Origin of the sequence: Xanthobacter autotrophicus (assembly GCF_005871085.1) — a bacterium.
Lineage (GTDB): Bacteria > Pseudomonadota > Alphaproteobacteria > Rhizobiales > Xanthobacteraceae > Xanthobacter > Xanthobacter autotrophicus.
Map to the genome: position 1 here is coordinate 717,491 of NZ_VAUP01000015.1, position 18,940 is coordinate 736,430.

The 18,940-nt window shown below is 66.3% G+C and carries 16 protein-coding genes; all 16 read right to left on the reverse strand.

The window, feature by feature from the left end; all coding sequences use genetic code 11:
- Positions 1-10: 10 nt before the first annotated feature.
- Positions 11-1,522, reverse strand: a complete 1,512-nt coding sequence (locus FBQ73_RS08100; protein WP_138398940.1) for an NADH-quinone oxidoreductase subunit M — start codon at positions 1,520-1,522, stop codon at positions 11-13.
- Between the two features lie 2 nt (positions 1,523-1,524).
- Positions 1,525-3,450 carry an NADH-quinone oxidoreductase subunit L gene (nuoL, locus tag FBQ73_RS08105; protein ID WP_138398941.1) on the reverse strand — a complete coding sequence of 642 codons (1,926 nt, stop codon included), beginning with the start codon at positions 3,448-3,450 and terminating at the stop codon, positions 1,525-1,527.
- A gap of 4 nt (positions 3,451-3,454) precedes the next feature.
- Entirely contained in the window at positions 3,455-3,763 is a 309-nt protein-coding gene (gene nuoK, locus FBQ73_RS08110; protein ID WP_138398942.1) for an NADH-quinone oxidoreductase subunit NuoK, read from the reverse strand.
- An 11-nt stretch (positions 3,764-3,774) separates the two neighbouring features.
- Complete coding sequence (locus FBQ73_RS08115) at positions 3,775-4,389, reverse strand: NADH-quinone oxidoreductase subunit J (RefSeq protein WP_138398943.1); 615 nt, start codon at positions 4,387-4,389, stop codon at positions 3,775-3,777.
- A gap of 201 nt (positions 4,390-4,590) precedes the next feature.
- On the reverse strand, positions 4,591-5,079 hold the full coding sequence (gene nuoI / locus FBQ73_RS08120; protein ID WP_012116595.1) for an NADH-quinone oxidoreductase subunit NuoI: 489 nt from the start codon (positions 5,077-5,079) through the stop codon (positions 4,591-4,593).
- A 43-nt stretch (positions 5,080-5,122) separates the two neighbouring features.
- Complete coding sequence (gene nuoH, locus FBQ73_RS08125) at positions 5,123-6,142, reverse strand: NADH-quinone oxidoreductase subunit NuoH (RefSeq protein ID WP_138398944.1); 1,020 nt, start codon at positions 6,140-6,142, stop codon at positions 5,123-5,125.
- 55 nt (positions 6,143-6,197) lie between these two features.
- A complete protein-coding gene (gene nuoG, locus FBQ73_RS08130; RefSeq protein ID WP_138398945.1) occupies positions 6,198-8,276 on the reverse strand; it encodes an NADH-quinone oxidoreductase subunit NuoG in 2,079 nt (692 codons plus the stop codon).
- A 159-nt stretch (positions 8,277-8,435) separates the two neighbouring features.
- Positions 8,436-8,804, reverse strand: coding sequence for a hypothetical protein (locus FBQ73_RS08135; protein ID WP_138398946.1), 369 nt, complete (start codon positions 8,802-8,804; stop codon positions 8,436-8,438).
- 4 nt (positions 8,805-8,808) lie between these two features.
- Complete coding sequence (nuoF, locus tag FBQ73_RS08140) at positions 8,809-10,110, reverse strand: NADH-quinone oxidoreductase subunit NuoF (protein ID WP_138398947.1); 1,302 nt, start codon at positions 10,108-10,110, stop codon at positions 8,809-8,811.
- A gap of 5 nt (positions 10,111-10,115) precedes the next feature.
- Complete coding sequence (nuoE, locus tag FBQ73_RS08145; protein ID WP_138398948.1) at positions 10,116-10,937, reverse strand: NADH-quinone oxidoreductase subunit NuoE; 822 nt, start codon at positions 10,935-10,937, stop codon at positions 10,116-10,118.
- 75 nt (positions 10,938-11,012) lie between these two features.
- Positions 11,013-12,221, reverse strand: coding sequence for an NADH-quinone oxidoreductase subunit D (locus FBQ73_RS08150; protein ID WP_138398949.1), 1,209 nt, complete (start codon positions 12,219-12,221; stop codon positions 11,013-11,015).
- 11 nt (positions 12,222-12,232) lie between these two features.
- Positions 12,233-12,862 (reverse strand): NADH-quinone oxidoreductase subunit C, encoded by a 630-nt coding sequence (locus tag FBQ73_RS08155; protein WP_138398950.1) that lies wholly within the window; start codon positions 12,860-12,862, stop codon positions 12,233-12,235.
- Positions 12,863-12,877: 15 nt separating this feature from the next.
- A complete protein-coding gene (locus tag FBQ73_RS08160) occupies positions 12,878-13,462 on the reverse strand; it encodes a NuoB/complex I 20 kDa subunit family protein (protein WP_170218789.1) in 585 nt (194 codons plus the stop codon).
- Positions 13,453-13,818, reverse strand: coding sequence for an NADH-quinone oxidoreductase subunit A (locus FBQ73_RS08165; RefSeq protein WP_138399044.1), 366 nt, complete (start codon positions 13,816-13,818; stop codon positions 13,453-13,455). The genes FBQ73_RS08160 and FBQ73_RS08165 overlap by 10 nt, the downstream gene beginning before the upstream one ends.
- 586 nt (positions 13,819-14,404) lie before the next feature.
- Positions 14,405-15,796 carry a DUF3300 domain-containing protein gene (locus FBQ73_RS23370; RefSeq protein WP_138398952.1) on the reverse strand — a complete coding sequence of 464 codons (1,392 nt, stop codon included), beginning with the start codon at positions 15,794-15,796 and terminating at the stop codon, positions 14,405-14,407.
- Positions 15,797-16,144: 348 nt separating this feature from the next.
- Positions 16,145-18,676, reverse strand: coding sequence for a hybrid sensor histidine kinase/response regulator (locus tag FBQ73_RS08180; protein ID WP_138398954.1), 2,532 nt, complete (start codon positions 18,674-18,676; stop codon positions 16,145-16,147).
- Between the last annotated feature and the right edge of the window lie 264 nt (positions 18,677-18,940).

Consider the following 18,940-nt stretch of genomic DNA (forward strand, 5'->3'; position numbering starts at 1 on the left):
ACCTCGAGAATTAAAAGCTCAGCAGCAGGGCGGTCTTCACCGCACCCGCCACAGAATCGGTACGCGCGACGACCGCGTTCACCGCATGGGATGTCATATTGAGAATGGGCGCAGGCCAGATGCCGAACAGCACGGTCAGGATCACCAGAGGCACCATGATCACCATCTCACGGGGAGAAAGATCCATCATGGTCTTCAGCTTCTCCTTCTCGAGCGGTCCGAAGACCACGCGGAGATAGAGCCACAGGGCATAGCCGGCCGAGAGGATCACGCCGGTTGCCGCGAAAAAGGCCACCCAGGTGTTGCGCTCGAAGGCGGCGAGCATGGTCAGGAACTCGCCAATGAAGCCCGAGGTGCCCGGCAGGCCCACGTTGGCCATGGTGAAAACCATGAGCACCGTGGCGTAGAGCGGCATGCGGTGCACAAGCCCGCCGTAGGCCGCGATCTCGCGGGTATGCAGGCGGTCATAGATGACACCCACGCACAGGAACAGCGCCGCCGACACGAAGCCGTGGGAGATCATGAGGAACATGGCGCCCTGCAGGCCCTGCTCGTTCATGGCGAAGATGCCCATGGTCACGAAGCCCATGTGGGCGATGGACGAATAGGCGATCAGCTTCTTGATGTCCTCCTGAACGAGGGCCACCAGCGACGTATAGATGATGGCCACCACGGACAGGGTGAACACCAGCGGAGCGAAATAGTGGCTCGCCTCGGGGAACATGGGCAGGGAGTAGCGCAGGAAGCCGTAGCCGCCCATCTTCAACATCACGCCCGCAAGGATGACGGAGCCCGCGGTGGGCGCTTCCACGTGGGCGTCGGGCAGCCACGTGTGCACCGGCCACATGGGCATCTTCACCGCGAAGGAGGCGAAGAAGGCGAGCCACAGCCAGATCTGCATGCCCGACGGGAAGCCATGCGCGAGCAGGGTCGGCACGTCGGTGGTGCCGGACTGCCAGTACATGGCCATGATGGCGAGCATCATGAGCACCGAGCCGGCCAGGGTGTAGAGGAAGAACTTGAACGCCGCGTAGACGCGCCGCTGACCACCCCAGACGCCGATGATGAGGAACATCGGAATGAGGCCGCCCTCGAAGAAGAAGTAGAAGAGGACGAGATCCAGGGCCGAGAAGGTGCCGATCATCAGTGTCTCGAGCACCAGGAACGCGATCATGTATTCCTTCACCCGCTTATGCACGCTCTCCCAGGAGGCGAGGATGCAGAAGGGCATGAGGAAGGTGGTGAGGATGACGAAGGGCAGCGAGATGCCATCCACACCCATATGGTAGGCGGCGAGATCGCCGAGCCACGCCTTCTTCTCCACGAACTGGAAGCCGGGCGCGGCGGGATCGAAGCCGGGCAAAAGCAGCAGCGACACCACGAAGGTCACAAGGGTCGTCCACAGCGCCACCCAGCGGGCATTGCGCGCGGAGACCTCGTCGTCGCCCCGCACCACCAGGATGAAGAGCGCGCCGACAAGCGGCAGGAAGGTGACGACGGAGAGGATGGGCCAGTCGGTCATCGTCACACTCCGGCGAACATGAACCAGGTGATGAAAGCCGCGACGCCAATCAGCATCACGAAGGCGTAGTGGTAGAGGTAGCCGGTCTGGAGCCGAACCACCCCGCGTGTGACGTCGAGCACGCGCGCCGACACGCCGTTGGGGCCGAAGCCGTCGATGATGGTGCCGTCACCGCGCTTCCACAGCAGCCGGCCAATCCAGAGCGCCGGCTTCACGAAAATGCGGTCGTACAGCTCGTCGAAGTACCACTTGTTGAGCAGGAACTGGTAGAGCGCGTCCTGGGACTTGGCGAGCGCCGCCGGGACCGTCCGGTCAACGATGTAGAACCAGTAGGCGATCACGAAGCCGAGCACCATCATCAGCGTCGGCAGGTATTTCGCCCACAGCGGGATCTCGTGGATCTCGTGGAGGATGTGGTTCTCCGCACCCATGAAGATGGAGTGGCGGAAGAAGTCGTGCACGCCTTCGCCCACGAACACATTGTAGAGCGCAAAGCCCGCGATCACCGAACCGACGCCCAGCACGCCCAGCGGAATGGTCATCACCTTGGGCGATTCATGGGCCGCCTCATAATGGTGGTGATCGTGCGGGTGGCCATGAAAGGTCAGGAAGATCAGGCGCCAGGAGTAGAAGGAGGTCAGCGCCGCCGCCGCCACGGTCATGACCCAGCCGTAGAGGGCGAAATAATTCTTCGAGGCCCACGCGGATTCGATGATGGCATCCTTGGAGTAATAGCCCGCAAGGAAGGGGAAGCCGGTGATGGCCAGGGTCCCGATCAGCATCATGACGTAGGTGAAGGGGATCTTCTTGGCGAGCCCGCCCATGTTCCGCATGTCCTGCTCATGGTGCATCGCGTTGATGACCGAGCCGGCGCAGAGGAACAGAAGGGCCTTGAAGCAGGCGTGCGTTACCAAGTGGAACACGCCGATGGAATAGGCCCCTGCTCCCATGGCCACGAACATGTAGCCGAGTTGGGAACAGGTGGAATAGGCGATCACCTTCTTGATGTCGTTCTGTACAAGGGCCACCGTGGCCGCGAACATGGCGGTGGTGGCGCCGATCAGCATCACCACGTTGAGCGCGGTCTGCGACAGCTCGAAGATGGGCGACATGCGCGCCACCATGAACACGCCGGCCGTCACCATGGTGGCGGCGTGGATGAGGGCGGACACCGGGGTCGGGCCCTCCATGGCGTCCGGCAGCCAGGTGTGCAGCAGAAACTGCGCCGACTTGCCCATGGCGCCCACGAACAGCAGCAGGGCGATGACCGTGGGCGCGTCCCAATGGTGGCCGAGGAAGGGGATGGTCTTGCCGGCCAGCGACGGGGCGGCCGCGAACACCTCTTCAAAGGCGATGGAGCCGGTCATCACGAAGATGGCGAAGATGCCCAGCATGAAGCCGAAGTCGCCCACGCGGTTGACCACGAAGGCCTTCATGGCCGCAGCGTTCGCCGACGGCTTCTCGTACCAGAAACCGATGAGCAGGTAGGAGGCAAGGCCCACGCCCTCCCAACCGAAGAACAGCTGGAGCAGGTTATCCGCCGTCACCAGCATCAGCATGGCGAAGGTGAACAGGGACAGGTAGGCGAAGAAGCGCGGACGGCTGGGGTCCTCGTGCATGTAGCCGATGGAGTACAGGTGCACGAGGGACGACACCGTTGTGACCACGATCAGCATGATCACGGTCATGGTGTCGACCCGGAAGGCCCAGTCGACCTTGAGGTCGCCCACATGGATCCACTGCATCACGTGGACGCGCGTGTCATGGTCGCCGAAGCCGACGCTGAAGAATGCGATCCAGGCCAGGAAACAGGCAATGAAGAGCAGCGAGGTGGTCACAACCTCGCTCGCCCGCGCACCGATGGTGCGGCCGAAAAAGCCGGCGATGAGGAAGCCGAGGAGCGGGAAGAATACGATCGCCTGATACATGGCCTCAGCCCTTCATGGCGTTGATGTCCTCGACGGCGATCGAACCGCGGTTGCGGTAGAACACCACGAGGATGGCGAGGCCGATGGCCGCCTCGGCCGCCGCGACGGTGAGGACGAGCAGCGCGAAGATCTGGCCCGTCAGGTTCCCGAGAAATGCCGAGAACGACACCAGATTGATATTCACGGCGAGGAGGATCAGCTCCACCGACATGAGGATCACGATCACATTCTTCCGGTTGAGGAAGATGCCCAGCGTCCCCAGCGTGAACAGGATCGCCGCGACCGTCAGATAGTGGGAGAGACCGATGACCATGCCCATCTCCCTCAAAGGCCCTGGCCGGGGCGCACCTTGACCACGTCCATGGCGGTCTTGGCGGTACGCGCGACCTGCGCCGAGATATTCTGACGCTTCACGTTCACCTTGTGGCGGAGGGTGAGCACGATGGCGCCGATCATGGCGACCAGGAGAACAAAGCCTGCCGCCTGGAAGAAGTAGATGTAGTCGGTGTAGAGCACCCGCCCGATGGCCTGGACGTTGCCCACGTCACCGGCGGACGGCGGCGCCGAGGCAACCGCGGACGCGACGCCCGGCCCCGTCACCCAAGCGCCGACGACGAGCACAAGCTCGGCGAGGAAAATGAGGCCGACCACGAGGCCCACCGGCAGATATTGCAGGAAGCCCTGGCGCAGCTCCACGAAGTCCACGTCGAGCATCATCACCACGAAGAGGAAGAGCACCGCCACCGCGCCCACATAGACCACCACCAGGATCAGCGCGAGGAACTCCGCACCGATCAGGATGAAGAGCCCCGCCGCGTTCACGAAGGCGAGGATGAGGAACAGCACGGACTGCACCGGGTTGCGGGAGGAGATCACCATGAAGGCGGACGCCACCAGCACGAAGGCGAAGAGATAGAAAAACGCTGCCGCGACGTTCATGCGCGAAGCCCCCCTCCCCGCGGCGCGCTCGCGCCGGTCATGTCCGGCCCCGAATGGCGGCCGGCCTGTCGATTGCCTTGACGCATCCCAAAAGTCCACTGTCGTGTCGTCGCGCAGGACGCGTGACGCTCGGCTGTCCCCCACTGCCGGCCGAAAGCCGGCAACATCAATTCCTGCCTTCCGGCCACCGGCCGGAAGCGCTCAGCGATACGGCGCATCCATGGCGATGGAGCGCGCGATCTCACGCTCCCATCGGTCGCCGTTCGCGAGCAGCTTTTCCTTGTCGTAATAGAGCTCTTCGCGGGTTTCCGCGGCGAACTCGAAGTTCGGCCCCTCGACGATAGCATCCACCGGGCAAGCCTCCTGGCAGAAGCCGCAATAGATGCACTTCACCATGTCGATGTCGTAACGGGTGGTGCGGCGGGTGCCGTCATTGCGGCGCGGGCCAGCCTCGATGGTGATGGCCTGCGCCGGGCAGATGGCCTCGCACAGCTTGCAGGCGATGCAGCGCTCTTCCCCGTTGGGATAGCGGCGCAGCGCATGCTCGCCGCGAAAGCGCGGCGACAGCGGCCCCTTCTCGAAGGGATAGTTCAGCGTCGCCTTGGGCTTGAAGAAATAGCGCATGGCGAGGAAGAAGCCGGAGACGAGCTCCGTCAGGAAGAGGCCGCGCGCGGCCTGATCGAGCTTCATGAACGCTCTCCCGAAGGGCAGTGCGGAAGAAGGGCGGGCGCGGTCATCGCGGCGCCGTCCCGGTGAAGTGCAGCACGCTCGCAACCACCACCACGGCGACCAGCGAGATCGGCAGGAACACCTTCCAGCCGAGTCGCATGAGCTGATCGTAGCGATAGCGCGGCACCATGGCCTTCGCCATGGCGAAGAGGAAGAACATGAAGCACACCTTGATGACGAACCACACAAGGCCCGGCACCCAGGTGAAGGGAGCGAACGGCAGCGGCGAGAGCCAACCGCCGAGGAACAGGATGGTCGCCATGGCGCACATGGTCACGATGGCCACGTACTCACCCAGCATGAACAGCAGGTAGGGCGTCGAGCCGTATTCGGTCATGAAGCCTGCCACCAGCTCCGACTCCGCTTCCACGAGGTCGAAGGGCGGGCGGTTGGTCTCGGCCAGGGCCGAGATGAAGAAAATCACGAACATGGGCAGGAGCGGCAGGACGTACCAGTTCAGGAAGCCGAACCGGCCGTTCTGTGCCTCGACGATCTGCGTCAGGTTCAACGACCCCGCGCACATCAGCACCGTGATGATCACGAAGCCGATGGAGACCTCGTAGGACACCATCTGCGCCGCGGAGCGCAGGGACGCCAGGAACGGGTACTTCGAGTTCGAAGCCCAGCCGCCCATGATGATGCCGTACACGCCCAGCGATGAAATTGCGAAGATATAGAGCACGCCAACGTTCAGGTCGGCGATCACCCAGCCCTTGGCGATGGGCACCACCGCCCAGGCGGCGAGTGCCAATACGCAGGTCACCAGCGGGGCGAGCAGGAAGATCGCCTTGTTGGCACCCGCCGGGATGGTGGGCTCCTTCAAGACAAACTTCAGCAGGTCGGCGAACGACTGCAGCAGGCCGAAGGGACCCACCACGTTCGGGCCGCGCCGCAGCTGTACCGCCGCCCAGATCTTGCGATCGGCAAGCAGGATAAAGGCGATGAAAATCAGGAGCGCCACGAGCAGAGCAAGACTCTGCCCGAGGATGATCAGCACCTGGATAAGGGTATCCTGCCAGTTCATGTCCTCGATCCCGTGCCGCTTGCAGCTGTCCCGTTCACGTACGCAGCCATCCCCGTCACTCCGCAGCCTGCGCTGTCGCCGCGAGGCGCAGGGCAGAGCATTCGGCCATCACCGCGGAGGCGCGGGCGATGGGGTTGGTGAGGAAGAAATCGTCGATGGGCAGCGCGAACGCTGCCTTGTCCACGGTACCCCCGGCCTGGGCCAGGGTGGCCAGAGCCGCCGGATCCGCCGCGACCGCCTCGTCGATATGGCCGAGGTGGGGATAGGCGGCGACCAATTGAGCCCGGAGCGCCAGCACATTGTCGAATGGCAGGGTCTGGCCCAGCACATCCGACAGAGCACGCAGGATGGCCCAATCCTCGCGGGCCTCACCAGGCGGGAAAGCGGCGCGGTTGGCGAACTGCACCCGGCCTTCCGTATTCACATAGAGGCCGGACTTTTCCGGATAGGCCGCGCCGGGAAGGATCACGTCCGCCCGGTGCGCGCCGGCGTCGCCATGGGTGCCGAGATAGACCACGAAGGCGCCGGGGGCGATCTCCACCTCGTCGGCGCCCAGGAGGAAGGCGACATCGAGGCCGCCCGGGGCGGTCATGGCCGCCACATCCAGCCCGCCCACGCCCGGCACCGCGCCCACGTCAAGGGCGCCGACACGGGCCGCGGCGGTGTGGAGCACCGCGAAGCCGTTCCAGCCGTCCTTGACCGCGCCGCAGGCGACCGCCACGCGGGCCGCCAGCGCCAGCACCGCGGCGCCGTCCGGCCGCGCCAGAGCGCCTTGCCCAACGATGATCAGCGGACGCTGGGCCTTGCGCAGCACCTCGCCGAAGGCGCCGGTGCCGGCGAGATCGGAGAGGCTGTCCGGGCCGGCGCCGAGATACTCATAGGGGTAGGTGAGGTCCACCTTGGTGCCGATGAGGCCCAGCTTGAGCCCGCCCTGCCGCCAGCGCTTGCGAATGCGCGCATTGAGGACCGAGGCCTCGTGGCGCGGATCCGTGCCTACCAGCAGGATGGCGTCGGCCTCGTCGATGCCAGCGATGGTGGGGTTGAACACATAGGTCGCGCGGCCCAGCGCGGGATCGAGCGCCGCGCCGTCCTGGCGGCAGTCGATATTGGCCGAGCCCAGCTTGCCGATCAGCGTCTTGAGGGCAAACACCTCTTCCACGCTGGCGAGGTCGCCGACGATGGCGCCCAGCTTCGTGGCCGGAGCCGCCTTCACCTTGGCGGCGATGGCGGCGAACGCCTCGGACCAGGATGCGGCGACCAGCCTGCCGTCCTTGCGCACATAGGGCCGGTCGAGGCGCTGGACCTTCAGGCCGTCCCACACATAGCGGGACTTATCGGAGATCCACTCCTCGTTCACCACGTCGTTGTTGCGCGGAAGGATGCGCATCACTTCACGGCCGCGGGTGTCGATGCGGATGTTGGAGCCCACCGCGTCCATCACGTCGACGGACTCGGTCTTGATCAGCTCCCACGGCCGGGCATGGAACTGGTAGGGCTTGTGGGTGAGGGCGCCCACTGGGCACAGGTCCGCCACGTTGCCCTGCATCTCCGAGCGCATGGCGTGCTCGAGATAGGTGGTGATCTCCATGTCCTCACCGCGCCCAATGGCGCCGAGGTCCGGCACGCCGGCCACTTCCGTAGAGAAGCGCACGCAGCGGGTACACTGGATGCACCGGTTCATGGAGGTGCGCACCAGCGGGCCGATGTATTTGTCCTCGACGGCGCGCTTGTTCTCGGCGAAGCGCGAGGTGTCCGCGCCGTAGGCCATGGCCTGGTCCTGCAGATCGCACTCGCCGCCCTGGTCGCAGATCGGGCAATCCAGCGGGTGGTTGATGAGCAGGAACTCCATCACCCCTTCGCGGGCCTTCTTCACCATGGGGCTCTTGGTAAGCACCACGGGCGGCTCGCCATTGGGGCCGGGACGCAGGTCCTTCACCGCCATGGCGCAGGAGGCGGTGGGCTTGGGCGGCCCGCCCTTCACTTCCACCAGGCACATGCGGCAATTGCCGGCGATGGACAGCCGCTCATGGAAGCAGAAGCGCGGAATCTCGACGCCCGCCGCCTCGCACGCCTGGAGTAGCGTGTATTCGGCCGGTACATCGACTTCTGTGCCGTCGACGACGATCTTCGCCATCACTTCCACCTCGCCTTAGCCGCGCCGTGCGCTGCAACGGGAGCGCCGGCACGCAACAGGTTGCCGTCCGGGTCCCACAAATGGAATTCGCGCATGCCCCACGCCACAGGATCGGCGGCCTGAAGGGTGAGGTAAAGCTCTGCTATACGGGCCACGGCGTCAGCTTTGCACAGTTTTCGTTGCCCGTGCGAGCTTCAGCAGAGCCAAGGCACCGACCACGGAAAACAGGGGCAATCCGACGGCTTCGATCATGGTCAACGTCATGTAGGTCACGGGCTTCATAGGACCCGACAGGACGAAGGCCTTCACGAAGCCGAACACAAGCAGGAAAACCGCGGGCGAAATCACCGCCGCCGACAACCACGTCGCCGCTCCGAGCAACGCGGCGATCTGCGAAAGCGCGGCATATGCGGCGACGAGGCAGACAAGCAGCACGAGCTTTCCGACAGCGGCGATGCCCCCTACGAGGGCCACCGCCACGGCGACAATGCCAGTGCCGATCAGCAGCACAGCGAGCTTCTGCTTCATCACCTCACTCCGCCGCCACCGCAACCGGGTCCGGATGCGGGTTGGCGGCATATTGGTCGATCCGCTCTTCGATCACGTGACGATAGTGACGGATGAGGCCCTGCACCGGCCACGCGGCGGCATCACCCAGCGCGCAGATGGTGTGGCCCTCGATCTGGGTGGTCACTTCCAGCAGCATGTCGATCTCGCGCTTCTGGGCGCGGCCTTCGGCCATGCGGTTGACCACCCGCCACATCCAGCCGGTGCCCTCGCGGCACGGCGTGCACTGGCCGCAGCTCTCGTGCTTGAAGAAGGCAGAGATGCGAGCGATGGCCTTGATGATGTCCGTGGACTTGTCCATCACCAGCACGCCCGCCGTGCCGAAGGACGACTTCACCGCGCGGGTGCCGTCGAAATCCATGATCAGGTCGGCGCACTGCTCGGCCGGGATCACCGGGCAGGACGCGCCGCCGGGGATGATGCCAAGCAAATTGTCCCAGCCCCCGCGCACGCCGCCGCCATGCTTGTCCACCAGCTCCCGGAACGGGATGCTCATGGCCTCTTCCACCACGCAGGGCGTGTTCACATGGCCGGCCAGGCTGAACAGCTTGGTGCCCACGTTGTTCGGCCGACCGATGGAGGAAAACCAGGCCGCCCCGCGCCGCAAGATCGTGGGAGCAACCGCGATGCTCTCCACGTTGTTCACCGTGGTCGGGCAACCATAAAGGCCCATGTTCGCCGGGAACGGGGGCTTCAGGCGCGGCATGCCCTTCTTGCCCTCGAGACTCTCCAGCAGCGCCGTCTCTTCGCCGCAGATATAAGCGCCGGCGCCGTGGTGCACGTAGAGGTCGAACGGGTAGCCGTAGATATTGTCCTTGCCGATCAGGCGGGCCTCGTAGGCCTCATCGACGGCTGCCTGCAGTCGGTTGCGCTCGTAGATGTATTCGCCGCGCACGTAGATATAGGCGGCATGCGCGCCCATCGCGAAGGAGGCGATCAGGCAGCCCTCGATCAGCGTATGCGGATCGTTGCGCATGATCTCCCGGTCCTTGCAGGTGCCGGGCTCGGATTCGTCGGCGTTCACCACCAGATAGTGGGGACGCCCATCGGACTGCTTGGGCATGAAGGACCACTTCATGCCGGTGGAGAAGCCTGCGCCGCCGCGGCCGCGCAGGCCCGACGCCTTCATCTCATTGATGATCCAGTCCCGGCCCTTCTCAAGGATGGCCTTGGTGCCGTCCCAGTTGCCGCGGGCGAGGGCGCCCTTGAGGCCGAAGTCATGGAGACCGTAGAGGTTCGTGAAGATGCGGTCCTTGTCGGCGAGCATGGCGGTCACTCCCCTGCGCCGGACGGCTTGGTGGCTTCGGCCGCGACGGCCTCGCGCTTTTCGCGGGTATCCGCTCCGTCCGCCGCCTTCTCCTGCGCCGCAGACAGGGCGGCCGTGGGATCCACCGGGCTCTCGGCCGCAGCGCGCGGCAGACCCGCGGCGAGCAGGTCCGGGGTCTCGGTGGCGGGAGCGTCGGCGAAGCCGGGCACGTTGGACTTGAAGGCATAGAGCGCAGGATCGATGAGCACCCGCGCGCCGCCCTCTGGCTCGGAGCCCTGGCGCGTATTCTGCGGGCCCACCTTCACAGGACGACCGGCGGCGAGATCATCGAGCAGTTTCTCGAAGTTCTCGGGCGTCAAGTCCTCGTAGTAATCGTCGTTGATCTGCACCATGGGCGCATTGGTGCAGGCGCCCAGGCACTCAACCTCAAGCCAGGAGAAGGTGCCATCGGCGGAAACGTGCCGCTCGTGGCCGATCTTCCTTTCGCACACATGCCGGATCGCCTCGGCGCCGCGCAGCATGCAGGGCGTCGTGCCGCAGAGCTGCACGAAATACTTCCCCACCGGTTCAAGGTTGAACATGGTGTAGAAGGTCGCCACCTCCAGCACGCGGATGTTGGCCATGCCGAGGCGCTCCGCCACCGCGCGGATGGCCGGCTCAGGCAGCCAGCCGCCAGCGGCCTTCTGCGTCTCCCACAGGAGCGGGACCACGGCACTGGCCTGCCGGCCTTCTGGATATTTCGCGATCAGCTTCTGGGCGACGGCCTCAAGCTCCGGCGTGAAGTCGAAGCTCTCGGGCTGCTCGGCGGCGAGGCGGCGGACAGACATGGGGTCAGATCCCGGAACGAGCCGGGCGCGAAGCGCACGCCGGCATCGGGCGGAGGGAAGCGGAAAGGCGGGCCATCAGCGGTCCACCTCGCCGAACACGATGTCGAGCGAACCCAGCACCGCCGAAACGTCGGCGAGCATGTGGCCGCGGCAGAGGAAATCCATCGCCTGCAGGTGGGCGAAGCCCGGAGCGCGGATCTTGCAGCGATACGGCTTGTTGGTGCCGTCGGAGACGAGATAGACACCGAACTCGCCCTTGGGCGCCTCGACGGCCGCATACACGTCGCCCTCGGGCACGTGGAAGCCCTCAGTATAGAGCTTGAAGTGATGGATGAGCGCTTCCATGGAGCGCTTCATCTCGCCCCGCTTGGGCGGCACGATCTTGTTGTCAGTGGTGGAGACCGGGCCGGTCTCCTTCAGCAGGCGCTCCACGCACTGTTTCATGATCTTGGTGGACTGGCGCATCTCTTCCATGCGCACCACGTAGCGATCGTAGCAGTCGCCGTGCTTGCCGATGGGAATGTCGAAATCCAGCTCGGAATAGCACTCATAGGGCTGGGCGCGGCGCAGGTCCCAGGCGGCACCGGAGCCACGCACCATCACGCCCGAGAAGCCCCAGGCCAGCGCGTCTTCCAGCGTCACCACGCCGATGTCCACGGTGCGCTGCTTGAAGATGCGGTTCTCGGTGACGAGGCCGTCGAGATCGTCCAGCAGCTTCAGGAACGGGTCGCAAAAGGCGCCGATGTCCTCCACCAGCGCCCGCGGCAGGTCCTGGTGCACGCCGCCGGGCCGGAAATAGGCCGCATGCATGCGGCTGCCCGAGGCACGCTCATAGAAGATCATGAGCTTCTCGCGCTCCTCGAAGCCCCACAAAGGCGGGGTCAGCGCGCCCACGTCCATGGCGAACGTGGTCACGTTGAGGAGGTGGGAGAGCAGGCGCCCGATCTCGGAATACAGCACGCGGATGAGCTGGCCGCGCTTGGGCACCTCGATGCCCAGCAGCTTCTCCACCGACAGGCAGAAGGCGTGCTCCTGGTTCATGGGCGCGCAATAGTCGAGCCGGTCGAAATAGGGCACGGCCTGAAGATACGTCTTGGCCTCGATCAGCTTCTCGGTGCCACGGTGCAGGAGGCCGATATGCGGATCCACCCGCTCGACCACCTCGCCATCCAGTTCCAGCACGAGGCGCAGCACGCCGTGCGCAGCAGGATGCTGCGGGCCGAAATTGATCTGGAAGTTGCGGACCTTGTCGGCCGGCTTCAGCTCGTCGGCGATGTCAACCATAAGGCGCTCCCTCAGCCGGCCTTGGGGGGAACGGGCGGCTGGCCCGAGGCCTTCTCGTCACCGGGAAGGACGTATTCGACGCCCTCCCACGGGGAGAGGAAGTCGAAGTTGCGGAATTCCTGCGGCAGGCGCACCGGCTCATAGACCACGCGCTTCTGCTCGTCGTCGTAGCGCACCTCCACGAAGCCCGTGGTCGGGAAGTCCTTGCGCAGGGGATGCCCGTCGAAGCCGTAGTCGGTGAGCAGGCGGCGCAGTTCCGGGTGGCCGGTGAACAGGATGCCATACATGTCGTAGGCCTCCCGCTCGAACCAGTTGGCGCCGGGAAAGACCGAGCAGATGGAAGGAACCGGGGTATCCTCGTCGGTCTCCACCTTCAGGCGGATACGGACGTTCTGCTTCAGTGACAGCAGGTGATAGACCACGTCGAAACGCTTCTCGCGGGCCGGATAATCGACGCCGCACACGTCCACGATGCAGTGGAACAGGCAGGCCGGATCATCCCGCAGGAAAGTCGCGACCTTCACAATCTGCGCCGGCTCGATCTGCAGCGTCAGCTCGCCATGGGCCACGGCGGCGCCGAGCACGGCGCCGGGAAGGGCCGCCGATGCGTGCGTCGCGAGGTCGTTGAGGGCTTCATCCATCGAATTGCTCCCGGCTCAGCGCTCGATGGTGCCGATGCGGCGGATCTTCTTCTGCAGCAGCAGCACGCCATAGAGCAGCGCTTCCGCAGTGGGCGGGCAGCCCGGCACGTAGATATCAACCGGCACGATGCGATCGCAGCCGCGTACCACCGCATAGGAGAAGTGATAGTAGCCGCCGCCGTTGGCGCAGGAGCCCATGGAGATGACGTAGCGCGGCTCCGGCATCTGGTCGTAGACCTTGCGCAGTGCCGGGGCCATCTTGTTGGTCAGCGTGCCGGCGACGATCATCACGTCCGACTGGCGCGGCGAGGCGCGGGGCGCGAAACCGAAGCGCTCCACGTCATAGCGCGGCATGGAGACTTGCATCATCTCCACCGCGCAGCAGGCGAGGCCGAAGGTCATCCACATGAGCGAGCCGGTGCGCGCCCAGGTGATGAGATCGTCGGCGGTGGTGAGGATGAAGCCCTTGTCCGCCAGCTCGGCATTGATCTCCTTGAAGAAGGGATCATCCGCACCCACGGGGCGGCCGGTGGAGGGATCGACGATGCCCTTGGGGGCAGGCGCGATCTCGGGCTTGGTGGCCGAAGGGGTCAGTCCCATTCCAGAGCTCCCTTGCGCCATTCGTAGATGAAGCCAACGGTGAGGACACCGAGGAACGTCATCATCGACCAGAATCCGAGGTCGCCGAGGCCACCGAATGTGATGGCCCACGGAAACAGGAAGGCCACTTCCAGGTCGAAGATGATGAAGAGGATCGCGACGAGATAGAAGCGCGCGTCGAAGGTCATTCGCGCATCGTCGAACGCATTGAAGCCGCATTCGTAGGCCGACAGTTTCTCCGGATCCGGATTCTGATAGGCCACGATGAAGGGCGAAGCGAGCAGGGCGAGCCCGATCACCAGCGACACGCCGATGAAAATGACCACCGGCAGATAATCCATGAGCAACGCGTTCATTTTGCTCGCACCTCGGGGCGCTGGATCGGGGCTAGAAGCGGCGCAGATCGTCACATCGCGACGATCGGGCGATGCGCTTGAAGCGGTACCGCGCCGTTCGGCTAGAGGAATTCGAAACGACGCCGCAGCCTTATCGCAGCGCCAGATGGGAGGCAAGTGCGCGCTTCGGCGAAGGTGCTGCCCCATCCCGGCAACGAGGGGGAACGGGCAGCGCGCGACGTCCCAGCTTGCGGCCTCGTCTCAGCTTGGAGAGGGCGCAAATAGGACAGGAATGTGCCTTCACAGCCCACGCGGACACCTGGGATGATGAGCCGGCAACCCGGGGCCTCGGGCCTTGTACGGCGCCATGCGACACAATGCCTTGTCGATGCCCCGGGCCGCGTACCAAATTCCTGACCGCGGCTGACGGAACGGGGATGCCCGCGAAGCCCGGATCGGATGGTTGGCCCCGCCCCGTATTGCATCACCCGTGTTTGCGAGGCCCGGAGCCTGGCGAGCACGGGACGCCTGTTTTTGGAGCGCACTCATGTGCAGCGCAGCATACCGGCCGGCGCGAGGTGAGTCGCGCCGGCCGGTATCGCCTGAGTCAACGACGCCCGCCGCGGCCACCGCCGCCATGCGGCCTGACGGCGCCACCACTCCTCGGCGCGCCACCGGACCGCATCTGCGGCGCGCGACCGGGGTGCCCCCCGCCGGATCGCATCTGCGGAGAATGGGCGGTCGGCCTCGCGCCGCCCCCCCTCTTGATCTGCTGCGCCCCGCCGCCGGGCGGGCCTTTGGGCGCGCGCTTCACGCTGGCGCCGGCCGGCTTCCCTGGGCCGCCAGCAGAGCCACCCGGCCGGCTTGAAGCGCCACCCGGCTTGCCCGGACCACCGAACTGACCGGCGCCGCCGGGCTTGCCGACACCGCCGGGGCCGCCCGGTTTGCCCGGCCCACCGACACCTCCCGGACCACCCGGTCCGCCTGGCTTGCCCGGACCGCCCGGGCCACCTGCACCGCCGATGAACCCTGGCCCACCCGGGCCTCCGGGGCCGCCCGGCTTACCCGGCCCGCCCGGACCACCGGGACCGCCGGGACCGCCGGGCTTGCCGGGCATCGGCTTGCCGGGATTCGGCTTCCAGGGCTGCCCGCCCCCGGGACCCGGGCCACCCCAATGACCAGGATCTCCCGGACCTCCAGGGCCACCCGGACCACCGGGCCCTCCCGGACCGCCGGGGCCTCCTGGGCCTCCCGGCCAGCCGCCGGGGCCACCGGGACCGCCCGGCCAGCCACCCGGCGGGCGCGGCGGCGGCGGGCGCCAGCCGGGATAGCCGGGCCATACCGGCGGATAGACCCAGCCGCGTCCCCAGTTCCACGAATTGTTCCAGGCATTGCCCACCAGCACGCCAGCGCCGAAGGCCAGCAGCCCCACGCCCGCGGCGGTGTAGATGGTCGAATAGTCATACTCGGGCACATAGAGCACGGTGGGATCGGACGAGGTAATGTAGACGACGCTGCGTCCGCCCTCCTCGCGCCGCGTCACCACCTGCTTGTCGTTGGTCTTGAGCGAGCCCACGGCCTCGGCCTTGGCGCGCAGGGCCTGGATGGCCACGGACACGTCCTCGGGCTGCATCACGAAGGCAAAGCCGATGGACTGGGTCGATTCCAGGTCCTCGTTCAGCTTGGCGACCACGGTGGGAAAGCGCACCATCGCCTTCACTGAGGGGTCCCACTTCTGCGCATCGGCGCCAGCGAAGTTGCCCTTGTTCACCGCCGTTTTGTTACGCTCGATCCAGCGCTGGGCCTGCACCAGCTCCAGGGGATAGGCGGTCGCCGGCAGCATCTGCGCCAGCAGCGTGTCGGGGTAGAGCGCATAGGGGGCGAGCAGCGTCTCCAGTTCAGCCAGCGTATAGCGCAACTGGGTGTCCTGCGCGGCCGGAGCGGGCGGCACGGCGGCGCTGGCATCCGGCGGCGCGGCCGGCACTGGGGGGGCCGGCATGGGAGCGGCCGGCACAGGAGCAGCAGACACCGGCGGAGCGGCAACCGGTGGCTGCGGGGCGACGACGGCCGGCGGCCCCGCATCGGGCGGCGGCGACTGCGCCAGGGCTGGATAAACGCTGGTGGTCCACCCGAATGCCAATGCGACCGCGAGGCGCGACCAGCCCGCGAGTTCCCGGCGACGACCCGACATTGCCATAACGACCTCCCTTGTCCCCGGACGCCTGAAAACGCACGCGTCAGGGGCCCGGGCAGGTTGGCACAGACCTGGGCAAAGCCCTTAATCGGCCGCCACGAAGGCCCGCACGCGCCAAACAATGCGCAATTCCCGAGCCCCCGTCTACTCGGGTCAAGCGCGTAACGTCTCGCTGACGGCCGCCACCAACTGCTTGAGGGAGAAGGGCTTGGGTAGGAACGAAAAGCGCTCGCTGGGCGGCAGGTTGCGGGCGAAGGCCTCCTCGGCGTAGCCGGAGATGAAGATGACCTTGAGCGCAGGGTCACGCGCCCGCAATTCCCTCAGCAGGGTGGGTCCGTCCATCTCCGGCATGACCACGTCGGAAATCACGATATCCACAGTGCCGGCGGCCTCGAACAGCTCCAGCGCCTCGACACCGCTCGCCGCTGCCAGAACCTCGTAGCCGCGATTGGCCAGTGCGCGGCTGGCGAAGGCCCGTACCGCGTCCTCGTCCTCCACCAGGAGCACCCGCCCCTGACCTGTGAGGTCAGCGACCTTGGATTCCGGCTCGGCGGGGCGCGGCGCCTCCTCCTCCACCGCGCCGGTGTGGCGCGGCAGGAACACGCGGAAGGTGGTGCCGGCCCCAAGCTCGCTCTCGGCGAGGATGGTGCCGCCGGTCTGCTCCACGATACCGTAGACGGTGGAGAGGCCGAGCCCGGTGCCCTTGCCTACCTCCTTGGTAGAAAAGAAGGGCTCGAAGATCTTGCCCATGATCTCGGGCGGGATGCCGGTGCCGGTGTCCGCAACCTCCACCAGCACATAGTCGCCTTCGGGCAGGCGCTGCCCGTAGGACGTGGAGGCGGCGGCCGGGACGTTGGACGTGCGCACCGTCAGCGTGCCGCCGTCCGGCATGGCGTCGCGGGCGTTCACCGCGAGGTTGATGATCACCTGCTCGAACTGGTTCTTGTCCACCTTCACCGGCCACAGGTCGCGGGCGTGCTGGACCTCCAGCGTGATGCGCTCGCCGATGAGACGGCGCAGCAGGGCGGCCGCGTCGGAAATCACATCGGTGAGTTCGATCACCTGCGGCAGCAGGGTCTGGCGCCGGGAGAAGGCGAGCAACTGCCCCACCAGGCCGGCGGCACGGTTGGCGTTCTGCTTGATCTGCATGATGTCCGGGAAGGACGGGTCGCTCTGGCGATGCTTTACCAGCAGCAGGTCGCAATAGCCCAGAATCGCTGTGAGGATATTATTGAAGTCGTGCGCGACACCGCCCGCCAGATGGCCCACTGCCTGCAGCTTCTGCGATTCGGCGAATTGCGCCTCCAACTGCTTCTGTTCGCTGGTGTCGATGGCGCACAGGGCGATGTCCCCGCCCCCGCCCGGCCCGAGCGCGGCGGCGTAAAGGCGGGCCGAGCGGCCGGCCGGGCCAGCGAGAGTCACGTCGCAGGGCGCGGGCGGCTCGCCCCCTTGTACCGCGCCGGCCAGAAGACTTTCGGCTCCGGCCGCATCGGCCACAAGGGTTCCCAGAGGCCGTCCGGCGGCATCGCGGCCGAACAGGCGGGCGAAGGCGGCATTGGCGGCGCGAACGTGGCCGGCCGGGTCCACCAATGCCAAAGCCAACGGCGCGTTCAGGAAGAACAGGTCCGATGATGCCGCCGGCGCGTCGGTCATCACCCGCCGGGACTCCCCCTCCCGCTCGGGCAATGCGTGCGCGAGCCCGTCGAGGGGTATGGCGGCGGCCACCATGCCCTCGGCCGGCGCCTGGGCCGGCGCGAGGCGAAGGAGCGCGGGAAGGCGCGTGCCATCCTTGCGGGTCAGCGCGACGGCGAGGGCGGCTTCCGTTCCAGCAGCCAGCGCTTGTTCCAGGCGGCCGAGATCGTCAGGCGCCACCACCTCGCGCACATCGCGACCGTCCGGTCCCCAATCGGCGAGGACATAGCCGAGCATGCGGCACAAAGTGAGATTCGGCGCCAGCACACGGCCGCCCGACAGATGCAGCAGACCCGCCGGCGCCCGTTCCCAGACGGCCACCAGATCCGCCCCGGGAACCAGCTCGGAAATCTGCGGCGCCTCCACCGCAGGGTGCGCCGGGGCCTCGGGGGCGATGGGCGACATCGCAACGTCCTGGGGGTCCTGGGCCGTGCGCAGCGTCCACAGCACCCGGCGGGGCGAACCCAGGGGATGCACGCTGACCTCCAGCCGCCGCCCGCCGGGACCTGTGGCGAAGGCGACGGCGCTGCGGCCCTCGGCGTTGGCCGCGACCGCATTCAGAAGCTCACCCACCATGGGCTGGCTACCGGGAATGCGCGCCAGGAAGCGCTCGGGCACGGGTGGCGCGTCGACCCCGCTGCGGCACATGCGCAGATAGGCGGCGTTGGACTCCACCACCCGCTCACCGTCCTCCACCACCGCCATGGCGTCGCCTGAGGCGGCCAGCACGGCCCCCGCAAGGGGATCCTCCGGTTCGCCGCCGGTCAGCGCGCGCCGCACGGCGAGCACCAGCTCGATGCCGCCCACCACGGCAAGCGCCACCACCAGCGCCGAGACCACCGCATTCGTCCCCTCGCCGAGGAACAGCCCCGCCGCGAAGCCGCCGGCCAGTGCCGCGACGACGGCCAGAACAGAACGTGCTGCCCGGCTCGCCGCCCTGCCGCGGCTCACCCGCCCGCCGGTGCCATTTTCGGTCCGTCGCTCACCGCTCATTGCAGCCGTCCTGCTCCGTCACACCGCACCGCAAAAAATCCGATCCCACGAGGGTGAATCGGCCCATTTGGTGAATCTGCCCCTAAACTCATGACAAAAGAACACGTTAACCGATCATCTTCCGTAAGGTCAGAACGAAGCATTCCCCGATGGTGCGCCTGCATTGTGCCGCCAAATGCGCATACGCCTTAATTCCTGCCATGATTATCAACAAAAGCTTAGGCCTTGAGCTTCAGGATCACAGCCTGTGCGCCGGGCGGCGTG